Here is a 17352-nt window from a genome sequence, read left to right as displayed (position 1 = left end):
CGGTAGCCAAAAAGGGTGTATTGACTCCCGAAAAGAGAGAGAAGAGAAACGACCGGTAGTCAACCAGCCGTATTTCCGAAAAGAGAGTGCAACGGAACGGACGGCAGTCAACAAGTCTCGTGATTCGCTTAAAAATACAAAAATAGAACCACCAGGAGACGTTCTGTTTCACTCCTGGCTTTTAAATGAGTAGGCTTTTCCTAATCTAATATGAGACAGACACAAAAGGCAGACAACGATCTATAATAATTTCATGTTCACTCCTTTTGCTTGAATTACGACCACCATTGAGTCAAATAAAATGGTATGAAATACTGAATAAATTGATATGACAGAAAAATAGGTAAAATAAAATAAAAATACAGTTGAATTAATTTTTATACATAGATATAATGAGTACCAAGATCAAAAAGAGCAGATATAGAAAAGTTAGGAGAGGGAATAATGAGAGTTGGTATTATTGGGGCTACAGGTTACGGTGGCGCAGAACTATTAAGATTATTAAACCAACATCCTCATGTGCAAGAGGTTGTTTTGTATACATCATCAAAAGAAGGTATGAATATACAAGAGTCATACCCACATGTATCAGATATCTATACTCAAACGTTAAAATCTATTAATGTGACAACGATAAAAGATGAAGTTGATATGGTTTTTCTTGCAACACCTCCAGGAGTTTCTGCTGAGTGGTCTGGACAGATTGCTGAAGCAGGTTGCAAGGTCATTGATTTATCTGGGGATTTACGGTTACAAAATCCAGACGTATATGAAAAGTGGTACAAACGTGAAGCAGCACCATTAGCGTTAATTAAGGATGCTGTATACGGTCTGCCAGAGTGGAATCGAGAAGCGATTAAGAAGGCGCAGATTATCTCTAATCCTGGGTGTTACCCAACAGCAACACTACTCGGTCTTGCTCCATTAGTGAAAAATAAGTTGATTGATGTGGAATCGATTATTATTGATGCTAAGTCAGGTACATCTGGAGCAGGCAGGTCTCCTTCTGCCATTACTCATTTTAGTGAAATGAATGAAAACTTTAAAATATATCAGATAAACCAACATAAACACATACCAGAGATTGAGCAAACCTTACAAGAGTGGGATGAAAAAGTTGAAACAATCACATTCCAACCTCATTTAGTTCCAATGGTTCGAGGAATTATGGCTACCATTTATGCAAAAGCAAAACAGCCAATCTCAGAAGAAATGCTGCGTCATTTGTATAAAGAAGCGTATAAAAATGAGCCATTTGTTCGGATTAGGCCAGAGGGAGCATACCCTGCAACGAAAGAAGTATATGGTAGTAATTATTGTGATATAGGCCTAACATACGATGAACGAACGGGGCGTATTACTATCGTTTCTGTTATTGACAACGTGGTGAAGGGTGCGTCAGGTCAAGCAATTCAAAATCTAAATTTAATGCATGGATTCGAAGAAAGCACAGGGCTATCTCTTGTTCCTATGTATCCATAATGGAAGGTGGTCATCTTATGAAAGGCATTGCGAGTGTAGCAGAGATAACAGAAGTAGACAACGGAAGTATTGTCACTCCAAGAGGATTCCAAGCCATTGGACTACATACAGGAGTGAAAAGAAAAAGGCTAGATCTTGGTGCCATTTATTGTGAAGTGCCAGCACATGTAGCTGCCGTTTATACGTGTAACAGAATTCAAGCTGCTCCATTAAAAGTAACGAAGGAGTCAATCGCAAAAGAAGGCAAGATTCAGGCTTTAGTTGTTAACAGTGGGAACGCAAATGCTTGTACCGGTGAAAAAGGGTTAGAAGATGCTTATCAAATGAGAAATGAAAGTGCCAAACACTTTAACCTGCCCCCTCATTATGTTGCAGTGACATCTACAGGTGTCATCGGTGAGTACTTACCAATGGAAAAAATATTACCGGGTATTACTAACCTGTCACCAAATGCAACATTACAAGGAGCTGAGTCGTTTAACGAAGCGATTTTAACAACAGATACGATCAATAAAAAAGTGTGTTATCAGACAGTTGTAGATGGAAAAACGATTTCGATAGGCGGCGTCGCAAAAGGATCTGGAATGATTAATCCGAATATGGCGACAATGCTATCGTTTGTCACAACTGATGCAAATGTTGAATCAAATGTATTACAAGAAGCGTTATCATCTATTACAAATCAAACATTTAATCGAATAACGGTTGATGGTGACACATCAACAAATGACATGGTCGTTGTCATGGCTTCAGGATTAGCAGAAAACGAAGCTCTTACACCAGCACATCCTGATTGGGAAGGTTTTTATCAAGCTCTTAAAAAAACGTGTGAATCGTTAGCAAAGCAAATTGCAAGAGATGGTGAAGGGGCAACGAAATTAATTGAAGTTCAGGTTACTGGAGCCTTAACGGATGAAGAGGCGGGGAAAGTAGCAAAGAAAATAGTCGGTTCTGATTTAGTAAAGTCGGCGGTTTATGGTACGGATGCAAACTGGGGAAGAATTATTTGTGCTGTTGGTTACAGTGGATGCCAGATTAATCCAGACACCATCGATATAGCGATTGGACCTGTTCAAACACTTATTAACAGCCAGCCTATCTCTTTTTCAGAAGAAGAAGCAAAGGCATATATGGAAGACAATGAAACAATTGTTATAAAAGTTAATCTACATGTTGGAGAAGGTAGAGGAAAAGCATGGGGCTGCGACCTATCATATGATTATGTGAGAATAAACGCAGGATATAGAACATAGTAGTACGATTTGGGAGGGGAAAGTAGTGAAAGATATTGTCGTTATCAAATGTGGAGGCAGCACCATCGCTGAATTATCAGAAGAGTTTTTCAAAAGTGTTGTGACAATGCAAAAGAACGGAAAACACCCAATCATTGTGCATGGCGGCGGACCTGCTATTAATCAACTTTTGCAAAAACTAGATATTAAGTCTGAATTTGTTGATGGCCTCCGCAAAACGACGGAAGATGTGTTAGACACAGCTGAAATGGTTCTATGTGGCAAGGTCAATAAACAAGTGGTAACAAGTTTACATCAGGCAGGGGGGCAGGCAGTTGGATTGTCTGGCTGTGATGGTAAGTTAATTGAGGTGAAACCGGTTAATGAAGGGATGTTAGGTTATGTAGGGGAGCCGACAAAGGTGAATACGAATCTACTTCTCTCATTAATGGAGCTGAATATGATTCCTGTTGTTGCACCAATTGGGATGAATAATGAGGGAACTCATTATAACGTAAATGCAGATAGTGCAGCAGGAGCTATTGCAAAGGAGTTAGGAGCAGAGCAATTAGTTTTTGTTACAGATGTTGATGGGATCTTAAAAGATGGAAAATGTCTTGAGAAAGTGTCAACAGAAGAAATTGAATCCTATATTGCTGATGGAACCATTTATGGTGGGATGATTCCAAAGGTAAAAGCAGCCCTCTCAACATTAACAGGCAATATCCAATCGGTTATGATCATGAATGGAAAATCAACCAATGTTGGAAAAGATGGTTCGGTACAAGGTACGACAATTATAAAATCAAAAATAAAGCTATATGTTTCGTAAGGAGGACAAAAATTGAGTGCACTTTTCCCAACCTATGCTAGATGGAATATTACACCTGTAAAAGGGATTGGATCGAAACTAATTGATGCAGATGGCAAGGAGTATTTAGACTTTATTTCGGGAATAGCTGTTTGTAATTTAGGACACTGTCACCCCAAAGTAGTTTCTGCAGTTGAAGAACAAATGAAGAAGATCTGGCATGTCTCTAACCTATTTCAAATTGAAGGGCAAGAGCAAGTGGCAAAGCATCTTGTAGACCACAGTGTGGGTGATTACGTCTTTTTCTGTAATAGTGGTGCAGAAGCAAATGAAGCTGCCATTAAACTGGCGAGAAAGTCAACAGGAAAACACCATATTGTAAGTTTAACGAACTCATTTCATGGTCGAACGCTTGGGAGTATGGCAGCGACTGGGCAAGATAAAATCCATCAAGGATTTGGTCCTCTATTAACAGAGTTCTCATATATTGAGATGAATGATACTCATGCATTAAAAAACGCGGTTACTGACAAGACTGCTGCTATTATGGTTGAGGTTATTCAAGGCGAAGGCGGTATTCGCTTGATGAGTGAAGAGTACGCGGAGGCACTTAAGGCTATATGTGACCAATTTGGTTGTCTGTTGATTATCGACGAAGTGCAAACAGGAATCGGTCGTACTGGTACAGCATTTGCCTATGAACAATTAGCGCTATCTCCTGACATCATTACTGTTGCAAAAGGACTTGGTAATGGTTTTCCTGTTGGAGCTTTAATTGGAAAAGAACACTTAAAAGAAGCGTTTTCTCCTGGAAGTCATGGCTCTACGTTTGGTGGGAATCCTCTCGCGATGGCTGCGGCGCAAGCTGTGTTAACAGAAGTATTTAACCCCAAGCTGCTGAAATCCGTTCAAGAAAATGGAGAATGGTTTAAGCTTGAATTGGAACAGAAGTTAGGGAAATATTCAATCGTAGAAGAAATTCGTGGAAAAGGACTTATGCTAGGAGTAGCTTGCCAAATGGAAGTAGCACCAATCATTAAGGATTGCATGGAGAAAGGATTGCTTGTCTTACCAGCTGGTCCAAAGGTTCTTCGTATTTTGCCACCTTTAGTAGCAACAAAAAATGAATTGGAACGTGCAAGTGAAATTTTGGTTACTGTCTTCCAAAAATTAGAACAAAAACAAAGTGTCAACATATAGGATGAAGGAATAGTCACTACAGAATGAGGTAGTGCTTTTATATAAAAAAGCATGTATAAAAATTAAACGATTAGTATAAGTATTCGTCAATGGGTGGAGGGAATCAGATGAAAGGATACGTAGTATTAGAAAACGGTGAGATGTTTGAAGGAATACTTCATGGAAACGAAAAGGAAGTTCATGGAGAGATCGTGTTTTTTACAGGGATGTCTGGATATCAGGAAGTGTTAAGTGATCCATCGTTTAAAGGGCAGATGGTCGTGTTCACGTATCCGCTAATTGGGAATTATGGAGTGAATGAAGTTGACTTTGAGAGTGTGATTCCACAGGTGAATGCCTTATTAGTAAGTGAACTATCAAATGAAGGATTCCATTATGAATCATGTTCATCCCTAGAGTCATACTGTGAAAAGCATTCAATTCCACTCATATCTGGGGTCGATACAAGAGCAATTGTGAAACGGATACGAGAACAGGGAGATATGCGAGCGATTATTACAACAGATCCAACGAATCTAGCATTCAACCAATCTACTCCGCTTGGTCAGCAGGAAGTAGTACCAGAAGTATCAACGAAAACAATAAAAACATATGGCAATGGGGATCATCACATTGTTATGGTTGATTTTGGTTACAAGAAATCGATTTTAGATTCATTGATTGAACAAGGAAGTAAAGTTTCTCTTGTTCCTTACAATACTTCGTTTGAAGAGATTCAAACTCTTCAGCCAGACGGAGTGATGTATACAAATGGACCTGGGAATCCAAAGCAACTAGAAGATCTTCTTCCGACTATTAAAAAAGTAGCGATGAGTTATCCAACTATGGGAATTTGTCTTGGGCATCAACTGCTTGCGCTCGCTTTTGGTGCAGATACAGAAAAATTAACGTTTGGCCATCGCGGTGCGAATCAACCAGTTATTGATTTAATAACAAACAAGGTTTATATGACATCACAAAATCATAGCTATGTCGTAAAGGAAGAATCACTTGAAGGAACAGGGTTTGAAGCGAAATTTATGAATATTAATGATTCTTCCGTTGAAGGACTCATTCATAAGCAATATCCAGTTTTTACGGTTCAGTTTCATCCAGAAGCTCATCCAGGACCATCAGATAGTGAGCAACTCTTCTATACTTTCATAGAAATGCTAAGCAACAAGGGGAGAGAGAAAGCATATGCCTAAACAAGAACAGCTAAAGAAAGTGCTCGTTATTGGCTCAGGACCGATTGTCATTGGGCAAGCAGCAGAGTTTGACTATGCCGGAACGCAAGCGTGTCTTGCATTAAAAGAAGAAGGAATAAAAGTTATCCTCGTCAATAACAATCCTGCAACGGTTATGACAGATGAATCATGTGCTGATCGAGTGTACTTTGAACCTCTAACAGTAGAGAGTGTCGAGGTTATCATCCAAAAAGAAAAGCCCGATGGTATCCTCGCCACTCTTGGAGGGCAAACGGGATTAAACTTAGCAATGGATCTTCATGATAAAGGGATTCTAGAAAAATACGGTGTTGATTTACTAGGTACACCGATTGAATCGATTAAAAAAGGGGAAGATCGTGAGGCTTTTCGTGCATTAATGCAAGAATTAAATGAGCCAGTCCCTGAGAGCGAAATTGTTACGACAAGTGAAGCGGCGATTACATTTGCGAATGAGGTAGGGTACCCAATCATTGTGCGTCCTGCCTATACACTTGGAGGAGCAGGAGGAGGAATCGCCTCTGATGAAAAGGAATTAAAGCAAATCATCAAAGGTGGCCTTTCTCTTAGTCCGATTAGCCAATGTTTAATCGAAAAAAGCATTGCTGGTTTTAAAGAAATTGAATATGAGGTTATGCGTGATAGCAACGACACGTGCATTACCATTTGTAATATGGAAAATATTGACCCTGTAGGAATTCATACAGGAGATTCGATTGTAGTTGCCCCTTCGCAAACGTTAACGGATGTAGAATACCAAATGCTACGTACGTGCTCAGTTAAAATCATTCGTGCACTTGGTATTGTTGGTGGCTGTAACATTCAATTTGCTTTGGACCCTTACAGTAAGCAATACTATCTAATTGAAGTTAATCCACGTGTTAGTCGTTCTTCTGCTCTTGCGTCAAAAGCAACTGGTTACCCAATTGCACAAATGGCCGCAAAGGTAAGCATTGGTTACAACTTGCATGAAATTATTAATCCTGTAACAGGACATACTTACGCTAGTTTTGAGCCTGCACTTGATTATGTTGTTGTTAAATTTCCACGTTGGCCATTTGACAAATTTGTTCATGCAGAGCGGAAACTAGGAACACAAATGAAGGCTACTGGTGAGGTCATGGCAATTGAACGGAATTTAGAAGCAGGGATTCAAAAAGCTGTTCGTTCTTTAGAGCTGAAAACGAATGGATTAGATCTTCCATCTGTAACAAAAAAGTCAGACGAAGAGTTATTGTACTTAGTTAAACATGCGGACGATCGCAGGTTCTTTATTCTGCTAGAACTGTTAAGAAGAGAGTATTCATGCCAAACATTACATGAGATTACATCTATTAATGCCTTTTTCTTGCAAGCATTTGAGCGGTTAATCAAATTGGAAAATCAAGCAAAAGAAACAAGTTTTCTTAACATAACAAAAGAGCAGCTCAAAACCTTCAAAAAAGCAGGATTTACAGATGCATGGCTTGCTGCTGTTTGGGGCGTGAAGGAACAACAAATTAGAGAAAAACGATTGAAATTCAATGTTACCCCTTCCTATAAAATGGTTGATACTTGTGCAGGTGAATTTACAGCTTCAACCGCTTATTTTTACTCAAGCTGGTCTGGGGAACATGATATGATCCCACAATCTGGGAAAAAGAAGATTCTTTTAATTGGATCTGGTCCAATTCGAATTGGGCAAGGAATTGAATTTGACTACTGCTCTGTTCAAGGAATCCAAAGCCTTCACCGTCTTGGATATGAAGCTATTATGATGAATAACAACCCTGAAACGGTCAGTACCGATTATGCCACGGCAGATCGTCTTTATTTCGAACCATTAACAGTCGAGGATGTATTAAATGTTATCGATTTAGAGCAAGTGGAAGGTGTCATTGTTCAATTAGGAGGACAAACAGCCATTTCCTTAGTTGAAGGATTAGAAGCGGCTGGAGTGAAACTGTATGGTACAAATCTTGATACAATTGACCAGCTTGAGGATCGAGGACGTTTTTATTCCTTCATGCAGGAAGTTAATGTTCCACATATCCCAGGTGTAACCGCGGCAAATGAAGATGATGCACTAGTAAAAGCAGAACAAATCGGGTACCCAGTTTTAATTAGACCTTCTTACGTCATTGGTGGTCAGGGAATGATGTTATTTGAATCGAAAACGGAATTTGTCTCTTACTTAGAAGATGACGAATATACTCCTGCATTTCCACTACTTATTGATGCCTATTATCCAGGAATCGAGCTAGAAGTGGATGCGCTAACGGACGGAGAGAATGTATGTATTGCCGGAATGTTTGAACACGTTGAACGTGCAGGTGTTCACTCTGGTGACAGTACTGCTGTTACTCCACCATATTCGATTTCAGAAGAGATTAAGGAACTCGTGTATGAGTATACAGATAGAATTGCAAAGGGAATGGACTTTAAGGGCATTTTTAATATTCAATTTGTGTTGTTTGAAAAACAATTATATGTGATTGAAATTAATCCACGTGCATCAAGAACGGTGCCTATATTAAGTAAAATTTCTAATCAATCATTAATTGACTACACAGTGCAGTTACTTTTAGGTGCGTCTATGTCAGATTTGGGCTTATTTAATCGTACGTTACCAGAACCAAAATTTTATACAGTCAAGGCACCTGTTTTCTCTTATCAGAAATTAGCGGGACTTGATCCGCTTTTGGAAGCTGAAATGAAATCAACTGGAGAGTTGATGAGTATGGGAGCAGACCTTGATGAAGCTTTTTTAAAAGCCTTTGTTTGGTCACAACAGTCAAAGCCGAAGCTCTTCACACAAAAAGGTTCGATTTTTATTGATGTAGCTGAGGAATTTAAAGGTGAATTTGGCACGTATGCTAACAAGCTGCAAAAATTAGGATTTACTCTTATAACTGATGACTTTTCAGAATGGGTACAGACAGATGAAGCTATTGCGCTTATAAGTTTACCAAAGCTTGGTACAAAAGATGGCACCTTACATCGCCAAGAAGCCTTAAGGCAGCGCTGCACGGTTATTTCTGAATTAACGACATTAGATGTTATGTTAAAAGCGTTAAACGTAAAAGAAATGCATTATCATGCAATTCAAGACTGGTGGTTAAAAGAGAAGGAACTTATTAAGTAAAGGGCGTGACATGAAATGAATACAGCAATAGATAACAAAACAATTTTTGGACGTGATTTTCTCACATTACTTGACTACTCACCAAATGAAATAGAGACCTTGCTTAAAAGTGCTCTTACAATAAAGCAAAACAAAGCTGATTATGCGGAGGCATTAAAGGGGAAATCCTTAGGAATGATTTTTGAGAATGCATCGACTAGAACGCGTGTCTCTTTTGAAGTAGGAATGACGCAGTTAGGAGGGCATGCTTTATTTTTAAGCTCACGCGACATGCAAATTGGCAGAGGGGAGCCCGTGAAAGATACAGCTAATGTGCTTTCGCGTTACGTTGATGCCATCATGATTCGTACGAATTCGCATGAGGTAGTGGAGGAGCTAGCAGAGCATGCAACTGTTCCTGTCATCAATGCCCTGACAGACGGTTATCACCCTTGCCAAGCAATGGCCGATTTATTAACGATTTATGAACATAAGAACACGTTAAAAGGGTTAAAATTAGCCTATGTTGGAGATGGCAACAATGTAGCACACTCTCTTTTAGCAGCTGGTGCAAAAGTCGGAATGGATGTAAGTATTGCGACACCTGAAGGATATGAAGTAAATCAAGAAATTTTTGAGAAAGCAAAGAAAGCTGCCACTGAAACTGGCGCAACACTTGTTCAAACAAACGACCCCAAAGAAGCGGTGAAAGATGCTGATGTAATTTACACAGACGTATGGGCAAGTATGGGCTATGAGCAAGAACAAGAAGAACGTTTGAAGCAATTTAGTCAATTTCAAGTGAATACTCAATTAGCAAGCTTTGCTAAGGATGATTTCATCTTTTTGCATTGCTTACCTGCTCATCGTGGGGAAGAGGTAGCTGCTGATATTATTGATGGCAAACAATCTGCTGTATATGATCAAGCAGAAAATCGACTTCATGCACAAAAAGCAATTCTGTTAGCTTTAGTTTCAAACTCTTAATCCAACGTTCATGATTAGTTACCTTATGGGTATTCTAATGATGGAAGGAGGGATGCTACCATGGGTCAGAGTCGACTATTTGAACCAGGGCAAAAAGCACCAAATAATGGAATTTATGTAGAGATTGGCGAGACTGGAGATATGGTTCAGGATCCAAAAGCATTAAAAATGGAAGCAGGAGACACGTTCCCTGACACTCAAAACCATAACCGAAAGTGGACACCAAAACCAAAACCCAAAGCCGGGCTGTAGTGTTTAGACCCAAAGGGCGAACTTCCCTTTGGGTCTAAACACGAAGCGATGAGCGAAGCCGCCGTAAATGTTTTAAGCCTTTTGAGCGAACTTCCCTTTGGGTCTAAACTTAAAATTAAACCTCTTTTTCTTCTTGACGAGTAATTTAGAAGAAAAAGAGGTTTTTTATTTTAAATCCAGTATTAATAAATAATTAATTTATACTTTTGCTTCCGTTTTCCAAATTGTTGCATAACGTAGTAAAGATACTACATTGAAATGATGGGAGAGACGTAAAACAATGATACGTGCACGTTTTTTTCGCATTGAAGAACAGTGGAACGTCATCTATCTTCCAGAACGTCCAAGTGGTTTTGCCGTATTTATGATTGGAGACAACGGGATGTTAGTTGAAAAAAATACGAGTGACTGGGAGCACCACCCTGAGAAAAATCAATTTTTAGATGATTTATTAAGTAGAGGGTATACAGTCGTAGCCTCCTCCCTTTTTAATCAGCACTGGGGAAGCCCACGAGCGTTTCAACTTTTTGAGAAGCTATACTCGATTGTTCTAAAAAAAGAAATATTGAATAAGAAAATACATTTATTTGCTCATGGTAGCGGAGCATTAGTTGCAATGAGATTTTTGCAGACTTATGCGAACCATGTGCGATCATGCTATTTTGTTAATCCATGCTTTGATTTGCAAGCTTATTTTGAACAGGAACAAGAAAATAAGCTCTATTTTAAACGATTACAAAAGGAAATCGGCGAAGCCTATGATCTCCCACCAAAAGAAATAAATGCTGACAAAGTAAAGGAAATTACTCCGAAGCTGCCAGAAGGCGATGTTCCCCCACTGTCGATCCATTGTCATATGCAGGAGAAGCATTACCCTCTTCAAACTCAAAGTCGACCTTTTCAGCAGCAGTTAGCAGAAAGGCAAATTCTTGTTAATTTACGTATTCATGGAAACGATAAATCGTTCTATAAAGCAGCAATGTCCGCTTTCCCATTTTTCAAGAAGCATGAAGTTAAATTATAGCCTAACTCTTTCCTGACATAAGAGTGGGCTCTTTACATAATTTGATACTATAGGGGGAAATGCAAATGAAAAAAGCACTAGTTACTGGGGGTTTAGGTTTCATTGGATTTCATATGGTGGAGCGTTTACTTTTAGAAGGATCGGAAGTTGTGATTGTAGATAACATGCAAACAGAAATGAAAGCAGAACAAGAAGAAAAATGGATGAGAATAGGCAGAAATGATTTAGCTACCTTAATTGACGAAAGGTTAGAAGACATTAATTTGGAGAAAGTGCTAAAGGATGTCGATGTGATTTTTCATTTTGCAGCAGCAACGTCATCAGATAGTAAATGGCCGAGGTTAGCAAAAGTCATTGAAAATAATGTGAATTTAACTAAAAAGTTAGTGAACGCTATCCCGAAAAAAGCGAAGCTTATTTATGCTTCAACGGTCGAGGTATATGGTGAACGCCCAGGTGAAATAACAGAACGAACTCCAACAAATCCTACGTCTGCATACGGAATTACGAAGCTAGCTAGCGAAAGGTTAATTGAAAAGGAATGTAAGGAGCGAGGGATTGCTTATCAAATAGTAAGACTTCCAACCGTATATGGACCATGGCAAAGGCCAGATATGACATATCAACAAATTCTTCAAGGGAAAACCGAGATAGAGATTGATCGCTCCACATTAGATGTGATTTATGTTAAGGACTGTGTCGAGGCATTTTTATTGGCAGCCTGTATTAATTCGGTGAATGAGGTGTTTCATCTTACATCTGGTCAAGAAGGAGCTTGGCATGAAGGACTAAGACTGTTAGGACATGAGAAACTAAAACAGCAAAATCGTATACGAACAACACTGAGTAATGAAAAATCTATAACGGTCCTTGGATTCACGCCAAAAACACCACTAGAGAAAGGGCTTGCCAAACAACGTGAACATGTGAAACAATGGCAGAATCAACAACGGTTGTGATAAGGATGTGAATAGGTGCAAAGGAAAAAGGCTCTTATAGGGATATTAATCTTTGCAGTAGTGACAATTCTTACTTTTTTCCTACTCCAACAAGTATTTCAATTTGGAGAGGGACTAAGCGTTATAGTAGCTTTGTTGCTCGGTGGAATTGTAGAATTTTTGTATCAAAAAAAGGGTGACTCATAGTCAACCCTTTTTTAATGGCTGTTTTTGCAACTTTGAATAGAGTAAGTGTTCTTCACCTGTTCGTACCACCTGAGCTCTAGCCACTCGCACCCGCAAGTAGGTGCCGGCCTCCTAGTCTTCAAGAGGCTGCTGTGTACCTTTTATTATGATTTCGATTTAATAAAAGAGTTCTCATAGAATTTTATTTCAGGATACTTATCAATAGCTGTCCGCATCTGGAATTCATTTTCAAAGAGAACGACAATACGACCATCTCGGTCCGTTACGAGGTTACGTTGAGTCTTTTTGAAGGCTTCCATAGCTTCAGTTGGCCCATCAGCCCACCGTGCAAACGAAAACGGCAATCGTTCCAACTGAATATCTACATGATACTCATGTTTAAGACGGTATTCTAGCACTTCAAATTGTAGTACCCCTACGACACCGACTATTTGCTGCTCAACAAAGCGGTTGTATGTTTTAAACAACTGAATAGCGCCTTCTTCGGTTAATTGTTGTAATCCTTTTTCATAGGACTTATGCTTCAGTGCTTCTTTGACGGTTATGGCACTGAAAAATTCAGGTGAGAAATGAGGCATTTCATCAAATTCAAAATTATCGCCTTCTACAAGCGTATCCCCAATACGAAATGTCCCTGGATCAAATAAACCTATAATATCTCCTGCATAGGCCTCATCAACAATGCTTCGGCTTTGTGCTAAAAATTGTGTTGGTTGGGCAAGTTTTAAATTTTTTCCTACTCGTACGTGTTTTACTGACATTCCTCGTTCAAACTTTCCGGAAGTGATACGAAGAAACGCAATTCGATCACGATGAGCCGGATTCATGTTTGCTTGAATTTTGAAAATAAATCCAGAAAAAGATTGATTTTCTAATGGTTCAATTAATCCCTTGGAACTTTCTCTTGGTGTAGGTGCAGGAGATAAGCTTAAGAAATGCTCTAAAAATGTTTGTACACCAAAACTTGAAATCGCACTTCCAAAGAAAATAGGCGTAAGTTCGCCTTTTGCGATAAGTTCTGGAGCGAATTCATCTCCAGCGACATCAAGTAATTCCAACTCTTCACGAAACTGTGAAACTAACCCCTCATCACCAATGGCCTCATCCAGTTTCGGATCATCCGGACCGGTAAGCTGAATGACATCAATTTCTTTTGGGTTCTCTGGATTGTACAGTTCCAGCTTCTTGTTGTGTCTGTCATAAACGCCAGAGAAAGACTGTCCCATTCCAATTGGCCAACCCATTGGGTAAGAACGAATACCGAGCAGATTTTCAAGCTCTTCCATTAATTCGAATGGATCTCGTCCTTGACGATCTAATTTATTCATAAATGTAAAAATGGGGATGCCTCGCATTTTACAAACTTTAAATAATTTCTTCGTCTGGGCTTCTACCCCTTTTGCCGCATCAATTAGCATGGTTGCAGAATCTGCAGCCGTTAACGTTCGATACGTATCTTCACTAAAGTCTTCGTGGCCTGGAGTGTCGAGAATATTGACATGATACCCATCATACAAAAACTCAAGAACAGAGCTTGTAACAGAGATTCCACGCTGTTTCTCTATTTCCATCCAGTCACTCATAGCATGTTTTGAATTTTTCTTTCCTTTAACAGAACCAGCTTCACGAATGGCTCCTCCAAATAAAAGAAGCTTTTCTGTTAATGTTGTTTTTCCGGCATCCGGATGGGAGATAATCGCAAAAGTCCGACGCGATTGTACCGCTTTTTTATAATCCATAAAATAGTCCTCACTTCTACTATAAAATTCTCTCGGTTCATTATAACAGTGTTGAATCAATGTTTCACCTGCATAATTCTTAAACCAATTAGTCTCCTATATCATTTGTTAATCTTCTCAAAGATTACATTCATATTACAAGTTCGTATCAAAATGAAAGATGTAGAGGATTTAATCATAGTATTAACGAATAGATAGGTCAAAAGTAGTTATTATGTAGGAGATTGTAGAATTGTGAAAGAAATAGAGCAATTATGAGTTAATATATAAGTGTAAATATAGGGAGTGTGTCAACATGATTATTCAACGATTATTGCTTTTCTTGTTGCTGCCTATTCTACTTATTGGATGTTCTAATATGAGTAGCCAATCATCGGGAGAAAATCGAGTAGGTTTATTATTAGAAGATACGATTGATGATCAAGGGTGGAATAGTAAAGGGTATCAAGGATTATTGAATATCCATTCAAACCTCAATATTGATGTTGTTTTTATGGAAAATATGAACACTGAAGCAAAAGTAAATAAAGCAGTTGAGGAATTTGCCGAGAGTGAAGTTAATTTAATTTTTGGGCATGGGCGTTATTATGCAGACCTTTTTACAGAACTTGGCCCAAAATATCCGCAGATACATTTTGTAAGTTTTAACGGTGAAGTTGAAGGAGATAATGTTACAAGTCTCCATTTTGATAGCTATGCTATGGGCTACTTTGCTGGGATGTTGGCAGCAGCGATGTCTGAAAATGGACATGTTGGGGCTATTGCAGCGTTTGATTGGCAGCCAGAAATAAAAGGGTTTCAAGATGGGGCGACGTTAAACAATACAAAGACAAAGGTCCATCTGAAATATGTAGAAGATTGGGCAAACAATGAAATGGCTTTAACGTTATTTGAAAAGTTGAAGCAAGAAGGTGTAGATGTATTTTACCCAGCAGGTGATGGGTACCATGTCGAAGTTATTGAGGAAATTCGTAAAGATGGATTATATGCCATCGGTTTTGTAGGCGATCAAACAGACCTAGGTGAATCAACGGTATTAACAAGTACGGTACAACATGTTGATTATTTATATGAACTTGTGGCAAAGAGCTACTATAAGCAAGAGTTAAAGGCGGGTAACTTACGATATGACTTTCAGGATGGCGTTATTTCATTAGGTGAATTTAGCTCGACTATTCCTGAAGAAATCATTGTCAAAATGCAAGAAGCAGTTAACACATATATTGAAACGGGAGAATTACCGACTGATCCTATTTTGTAACTTGCTTGCGTTCCAAGGGTTGTCCATAGTATTGTTATGATGATAAGTATGATAATAGAGGTGGTTGACGATGAATAACCCTGAGATGAATATGAAGTTTATGCAAATTGCAATGAAGCATCTACCCGAAGGAAAGAAGTTTTTAGATGAAAAAGGCATTGAATTAAATATGGAAGATTTACAACCCATGTTAGAATTGTTGTTGAATGTTATGTCCGAGGCTTATGAACTTGGAAAGGATCATGCCTCAGACGAGTCGAATTAAATAATTTAGAGCCAGCTCGACCTGAGTAATACTCAGTACGAGCTTTTGTTTTGTCTATATGTTAGAGGAGGAGTATGAATGGAGAAAACGGAGAAACTAAAAGCTTTTGCTCAAGAAATGAAAGAGGGCTTTCAATTGGTAAAAGAAAAGCGTGATGATGAGGCTTTAAAGAAATTAAATCCTTTCGTAGAATTAATGAGAAGAAGTGGCGCACCACATATCCGCCTTTTTTCTACTTTTAGCATTGCGCAAATACGTACGGGTGATTTAGAAGGCTTTCTGCAAACATATGCTGAAGTAAAAGAAATGGAAGCAAAAAGTGAGGAAGAACAAAAACTAAAACAACAGTTAGATGGGTTTTTTAATGACCTTATGACAGAGTTGCAAAAAGAGGATGGGCAAGCTTAAAAGAGGATGAGACGCTAACAATCTATAGGGAGCGGGTTAAGGGTACAAAATAAAAAAATGAAAACTAGCGGTCCAATAAGCAATAGAATTGGACTGCTTATCATTACAATAGCATGAAACGAAAATTGAAAAAGGAAAAGCGGAACCTGATTCCGTTAAATTGGAGATAAACGGTTCGAACAGGAATGAATCGGATCCTGGTTCCGCTAAAGTTACTAAACTGATGAATTTGAAGGTTAAAGTTCGTTAATAACGGAATGAGGTTCCGAAACGACACTTAAACAAGGCTTTTCCATAGAATAGCGGAATGAAGATCCGCTATTCTATGGAAAAAAGAAACGCTCTGAGCTTTACACACTCAGAGCGTTAAATGTTTTCACCTTGCTAATTTGGTTGGTAACAGTAATGTTATTTTACAATTACTCGTTATCCTTCTTTTTCTTTGAAGATGACTCTTTTTCATCTTCTTGGTTAAACAAGGTTGAAAACTTACTAGCGAGGGGAGCTAGTTTAACTAGATAGGGGCTAAGTGATTGGACGAGAGCAATAATATTGGCGAGTTGGTCGCCGTTTTGTTGTTCGTTTCCTTCTGCAGAAGGTTGGTGATTTTGTTCAGTTTGCTGCTGGTTAGAATGTGTTTCGCTTTCTCTATTTTCAGGTGTTGGTGGTCTTCCGAACATTAAATCAGAAAAAAAATCAGGTTGCTGAGGACGTTGATTTTGTTCGTCGCTCATAAAACTTCCCTCCTCATCACTTACTCTATGATTATTGTATGGATCTCATCGTCACACTGTGTAAAGGCTCCTACCTAAATCACGGCAAAAAGGAAAACCCCCTGCATTCCAAAAGAGAGCGAACAAGCTTGCAACGGCTCCGCACGTTGCATCAACGTTCATCCAAAAGGCAAAAAGCAGCCTTTCTTATCCAAAAGAGAGCGAACAAGTTTGCAATGGCTCCGCACGCTGCGCGCCCAAAGGAGAAGAGCACTCCTTTGGGCTTAAAACCGAGGCAGCGGCTCCGCACATTGCATCGCCAATCCCCCAAAAGGCAAAAAGCAGCCTTTCTTATCCAAAAGAGAGCGAACAAGTTTGCAATGGCTCCGCACGTTGCGCGCCAATAGGAGAAGAGCACTCCTATTGGCTTAAAACATAGCAGCGGCTCCGCACATTGCATCGCCAATCCCCCCAAAAAGGCAAAAAAGCAGCCTTTCTTATCCAAAAAGAGAGCGAACAAGTTTT

16 protein-coding genes are annotated in these 17352 nt (G+C 39.1%); 14 read left to right on the top strand and 2 right to left on the bottom strand.

What is annotated here, in order from left to right; all coding sequences use genetic code 11:
• The first annotated feature begins 444 nt into the window (after positions 1-444).
• The 11 genes from argC (at position 445) to LQ50_RS25555 (ending at position 12441) form a co-directional block, all read left to right on the top strand.
• A complete protein-coding gene (gene argC, locus LQ50_RS20045; protein ID WP_034632732.1) occupies positions 445-1482 on the top strand; it encodes an N-acetyl-gamma-glutamyl-phosphate reductase in 1038 nt (345 codons plus the stop codon).
• A gap of 17 nt (positions 1483-1499) precedes the next feature.
• Positions 1500-2735: a bifunctional glutamate N-acetyltransferase/amino-acid acetyltransferase ArgJ gene (argJ, locus tag LQ50_RS20040; RefSeq protein ID WP_034632729.1), complete on the top strand. Its 1236-nt coding sequence runs from the start codon at positions 1500-1502 to the stop codon at positions 2733-2735.
• A 25-nt stretch (positions 2736-2760) separates the two neighbouring features.
• Positions 2761-3546 carry an acetylglutamate kinase gene (argB, locus tag LQ50_RS20035; RefSeq protein WP_034632727.1) on the top strand — a complete coding sequence of 262 codons (786 nt, stop codon included), beginning with the start codon at positions 2761-2763 and terminating at the stop codon, positions 3544-3546.
• 12 nt (positions 3547-3558) lie between these two features.
• On the top strand, positions 3559-4725 hold the full coding sequence (gene argD, locus LQ50_RS20030; RefSeq protein WP_034632724.1) for an acetylornithine transaminase: 1167 nt from the start codon (positions 3559-3561) through the stop codon (positions 4723-4725).
• Positions 4726-4832: 107 nt separating this feature from the next.
• The gene (locus LQ50_RS20025; RefSeq protein ID WP_034632722.1) at positions 4833-5912 is read left to right on the top strand and encodes a carbamoyl phosphate synthase small subunit; all 1080 of its coding nucleotides are present in this window, start codon (positions 4833-4835) and stop codon (positions 5910-5912) included.
• Positions 5905-9054, top strand: coding sequence for a carbamoyl-phosphate synthase (glutamine-hydrolyzing) large subunit (gene carB / locus LQ50_RS20020; RefSeq protein WP_034632719.1), 3150 nt, complete (start codon positions 5905-5907; stop codon positions 9052-9054). Before LQ50_RS20025 ends, carB begins: the two co-directional genes overlap by 8 nt.
• Before the next feature lie 15 nt (positions 9055-9069).
• Complete coding sequence (argF, locus tag LQ50_RS20015; RefSeq protein WP_034632717.1) at positions 9070-10020, top strand: ornithine carbamoyltransferase; 951 nt, start codon at positions 9070-9072, stop codon at positions 10018-10020.
• A gap of 60 nt (positions 10021-10080) precedes the next feature.
• The gene (locus LQ50_RS20010; RefSeq protein WP_034632715.1) at positions 10081-10272 is read left to right on the top strand and encodes a YjzC family protein; all 192 of its coding nucleotides are present in this window, start codon (positions 10081-10083) and stop codon (positions 10270-10272) included.
• Positions 10273-10552: 280 nt separating this feature from the next.
• On the top strand, positions 10553-11296 hold the full coding sequence (locus tag LQ50_RS20005) for an alpha/beta fold hydrolase (RefSeq protein ID WP_034632712.1): 744 nt from the start codon (positions 10553-10555) through the stop codon (positions 11294-11296).
• Between the two features lie 65 nt (positions 11297-11361).
• A complete protein-coding gene (locus tag LQ50_RS20000) occupies positions 11362-12255 on the top strand; it encodes an NAD-dependent epimerase/dehydratase family protein (protein WP_034632710.1) in 894 nt (297 codons plus the stop codon).
• 15 nt (positions 12256-12270) lie between these two features.
• Entirely contained in the window at positions 12271-12441 is a 171-nt protein-coding gene (locus tag LQ50_RS25555) for a hypothetical protein (RefSeq protein WP_161784705.1), read from the top strand.
• A gap of 143 nt (positions 12442-12584) precedes the next feature.
• Here LQ50_RS25555 and LQ50_RS19995 read toward each other — a convergent pair whose 3' ends face one another.
• Entirely contained in the window at positions 12585-14180 is a 1596-nt protein-coding gene (locus LQ50_RS19995; RefSeq protein WP_034632707.1) for a peptide chain release factor 3, read from the bottom strand.
• Positions 14181-14475: 295 nt separating this feature from the next.
• Here LQ50_RS19995 and LQ50_RS19990 point away from each other — a divergent pair, with 295 nt between their 5' ends.
• From LQ50_RS19990 to LQ50_RS19980, 3 genes are all read left to right on the top strand, one after another.
• Positions 14476-15441: a BMP family ABC transporter substrate-binding protein gene (locus tag LQ50_RS19990; RefSeq protein WP_052144889.1), complete on the top strand. Its 966-nt coding sequence runs from the start codon at positions 14476-14478 to the stop codon at positions 15439-15441.
• 70 nt (positions 15442-15511) lie between these two features.
• Entirely contained in the window at positions 15512-15706 is a 195-nt protein-coding gene (locus LQ50_RS19985) for a ComZ family protein (protein WP_034632706.1), read from the top strand.
• A 78-nt stretch (positions 15707-15784) separates the two neighbouring features.
• Positions 15785-16114, top strand: coding sequence for a hypothetical protein (locus LQ50_RS19980; protein WP_034632703.1), 330 nt, complete (start codon positions 15785-15787; stop codon positions 16112-16114).
• Positions 16115-16533: 419 nt separating this feature from the next.
• Here the strand turns inward: LQ50_RS19980 and LQ50_RS19975 are convergent, their stop codons facing one another.
• Positions 16534-16848 (bottom strand): hypothetical protein, encoded by a 315-nt coding sequence (locus LQ50_RS19975; protein ID WP_034632701.1) that lies wholly within the window; start codon positions 16846-16848, stop codon positions 16534-16536.
• Positions 16849-17352 lie beyond the last annotated feature (504 nt).

The organism is Halalkalibacter okhensis, from assembly GCF_000787375.1.
Taxonomy (GTDB): Bacteria; Bacillota; Bacilli; order Bacillales; family Bacillaceae_D; genus Halalkalibacter; species Halalkalibacter okhensis.
The sequence above is the reverse complement of the archived record's forward strand: the minus strand, read 5'-3'. Positions and strand labels throughout refer to the sequence as shown.

Excerpts from the sequence above, each read along its gene's own strand:
- carB (WP_034632719.1), top strand. The coding sequence starts at position 5,905 with ATGCCTAAACAAGAACAGCTAAAGAAAGTGCTCGTTATTGGCTCAGGA.
- LQ50_RS19995 (WP_034632707.1), bottom strand. The coding sequence starts at position 14,180 with ATGGATTATAAAAAAGCGGTACAATCGCGTCGGACTTTTGCGATTATC.
- LQ50_RS20005 (WP_034632712.1), top strand. The coding sequence starts at position 10,553 with ATGATACGTGCACGTTTTTTTCGCATTGAAGAACAGTGGAACGTCATC.
- LQ50_RS19980 (WP_034632703.1), top strand. The coding sequence starts at position 15,785 with ATGGAGAAAACGGAGAAACTAAAAGCTTTTGCTCAAGAAATGAAAGAG.
- LQ50_RS19985 (WP_034632706.1), top strand. The coding sequence starts at position 15,512 with ATGAATAACCCTGAGATGAATATGAAGTTTATGCAAATTGCAATGAAG.
- argF (WP_034632717.1), top strand. The coding sequence starts at position 9,070 with ATGAATACAGCAATAGATAACAAAACAATTTTTGGACGTGATTTTCTC.
- argJ (WP_034632729.1), top strand. The coding sequence starts at position 1,500 with ATGAAAGGCATTGCGAGTGTAGCAGAGATAACAGAAGTAGACAACGGA.
- LQ50_RS19975 (WP_034632701.1), bottom strand. The coding sequence starts at position 16,848 with ATGAGCGACGAACAAAATCAACGTCCTCAGCAACCTGATTTTTTTTCT.
- LQ50_RS20025 (WP_034632722.1), top strand. The coding sequence starts at position 4,833 with ATGAAAGGATACGTAGTATTAGAAAACGGTGAGATGTTTGAAGGAATA.
- LQ50_RS20000 (WP_034632710.1), top strand. The coding sequence starts at position 11,362 with ATGAAAAAAGCACTAGTTACTGGGGGTTTAGGTTTCATTGGATTTCAT.
- LQ50_RS20010 (WP_034632715.1), top strand. The coding sequence starts at position 10,081 with ATGGGTCAGAGTCGACTATTTGAACCAGGGCAAAAAGCACCAAATAAT.
- LQ50_RS19990 (WP_052144889.1), top strand. The coding sequence starts at position 14,476 with ATGATTATTCAACGATTATTGCTTTTCTTGTTGCTGCCTATTCTACTT.
- argC (WP_034632732.1), top strand. The coding sequence starts at position 445 with ATGAGAGTTGGTATTATTGGGGCTACAGGTTACGGTGGCGCAGAACTA.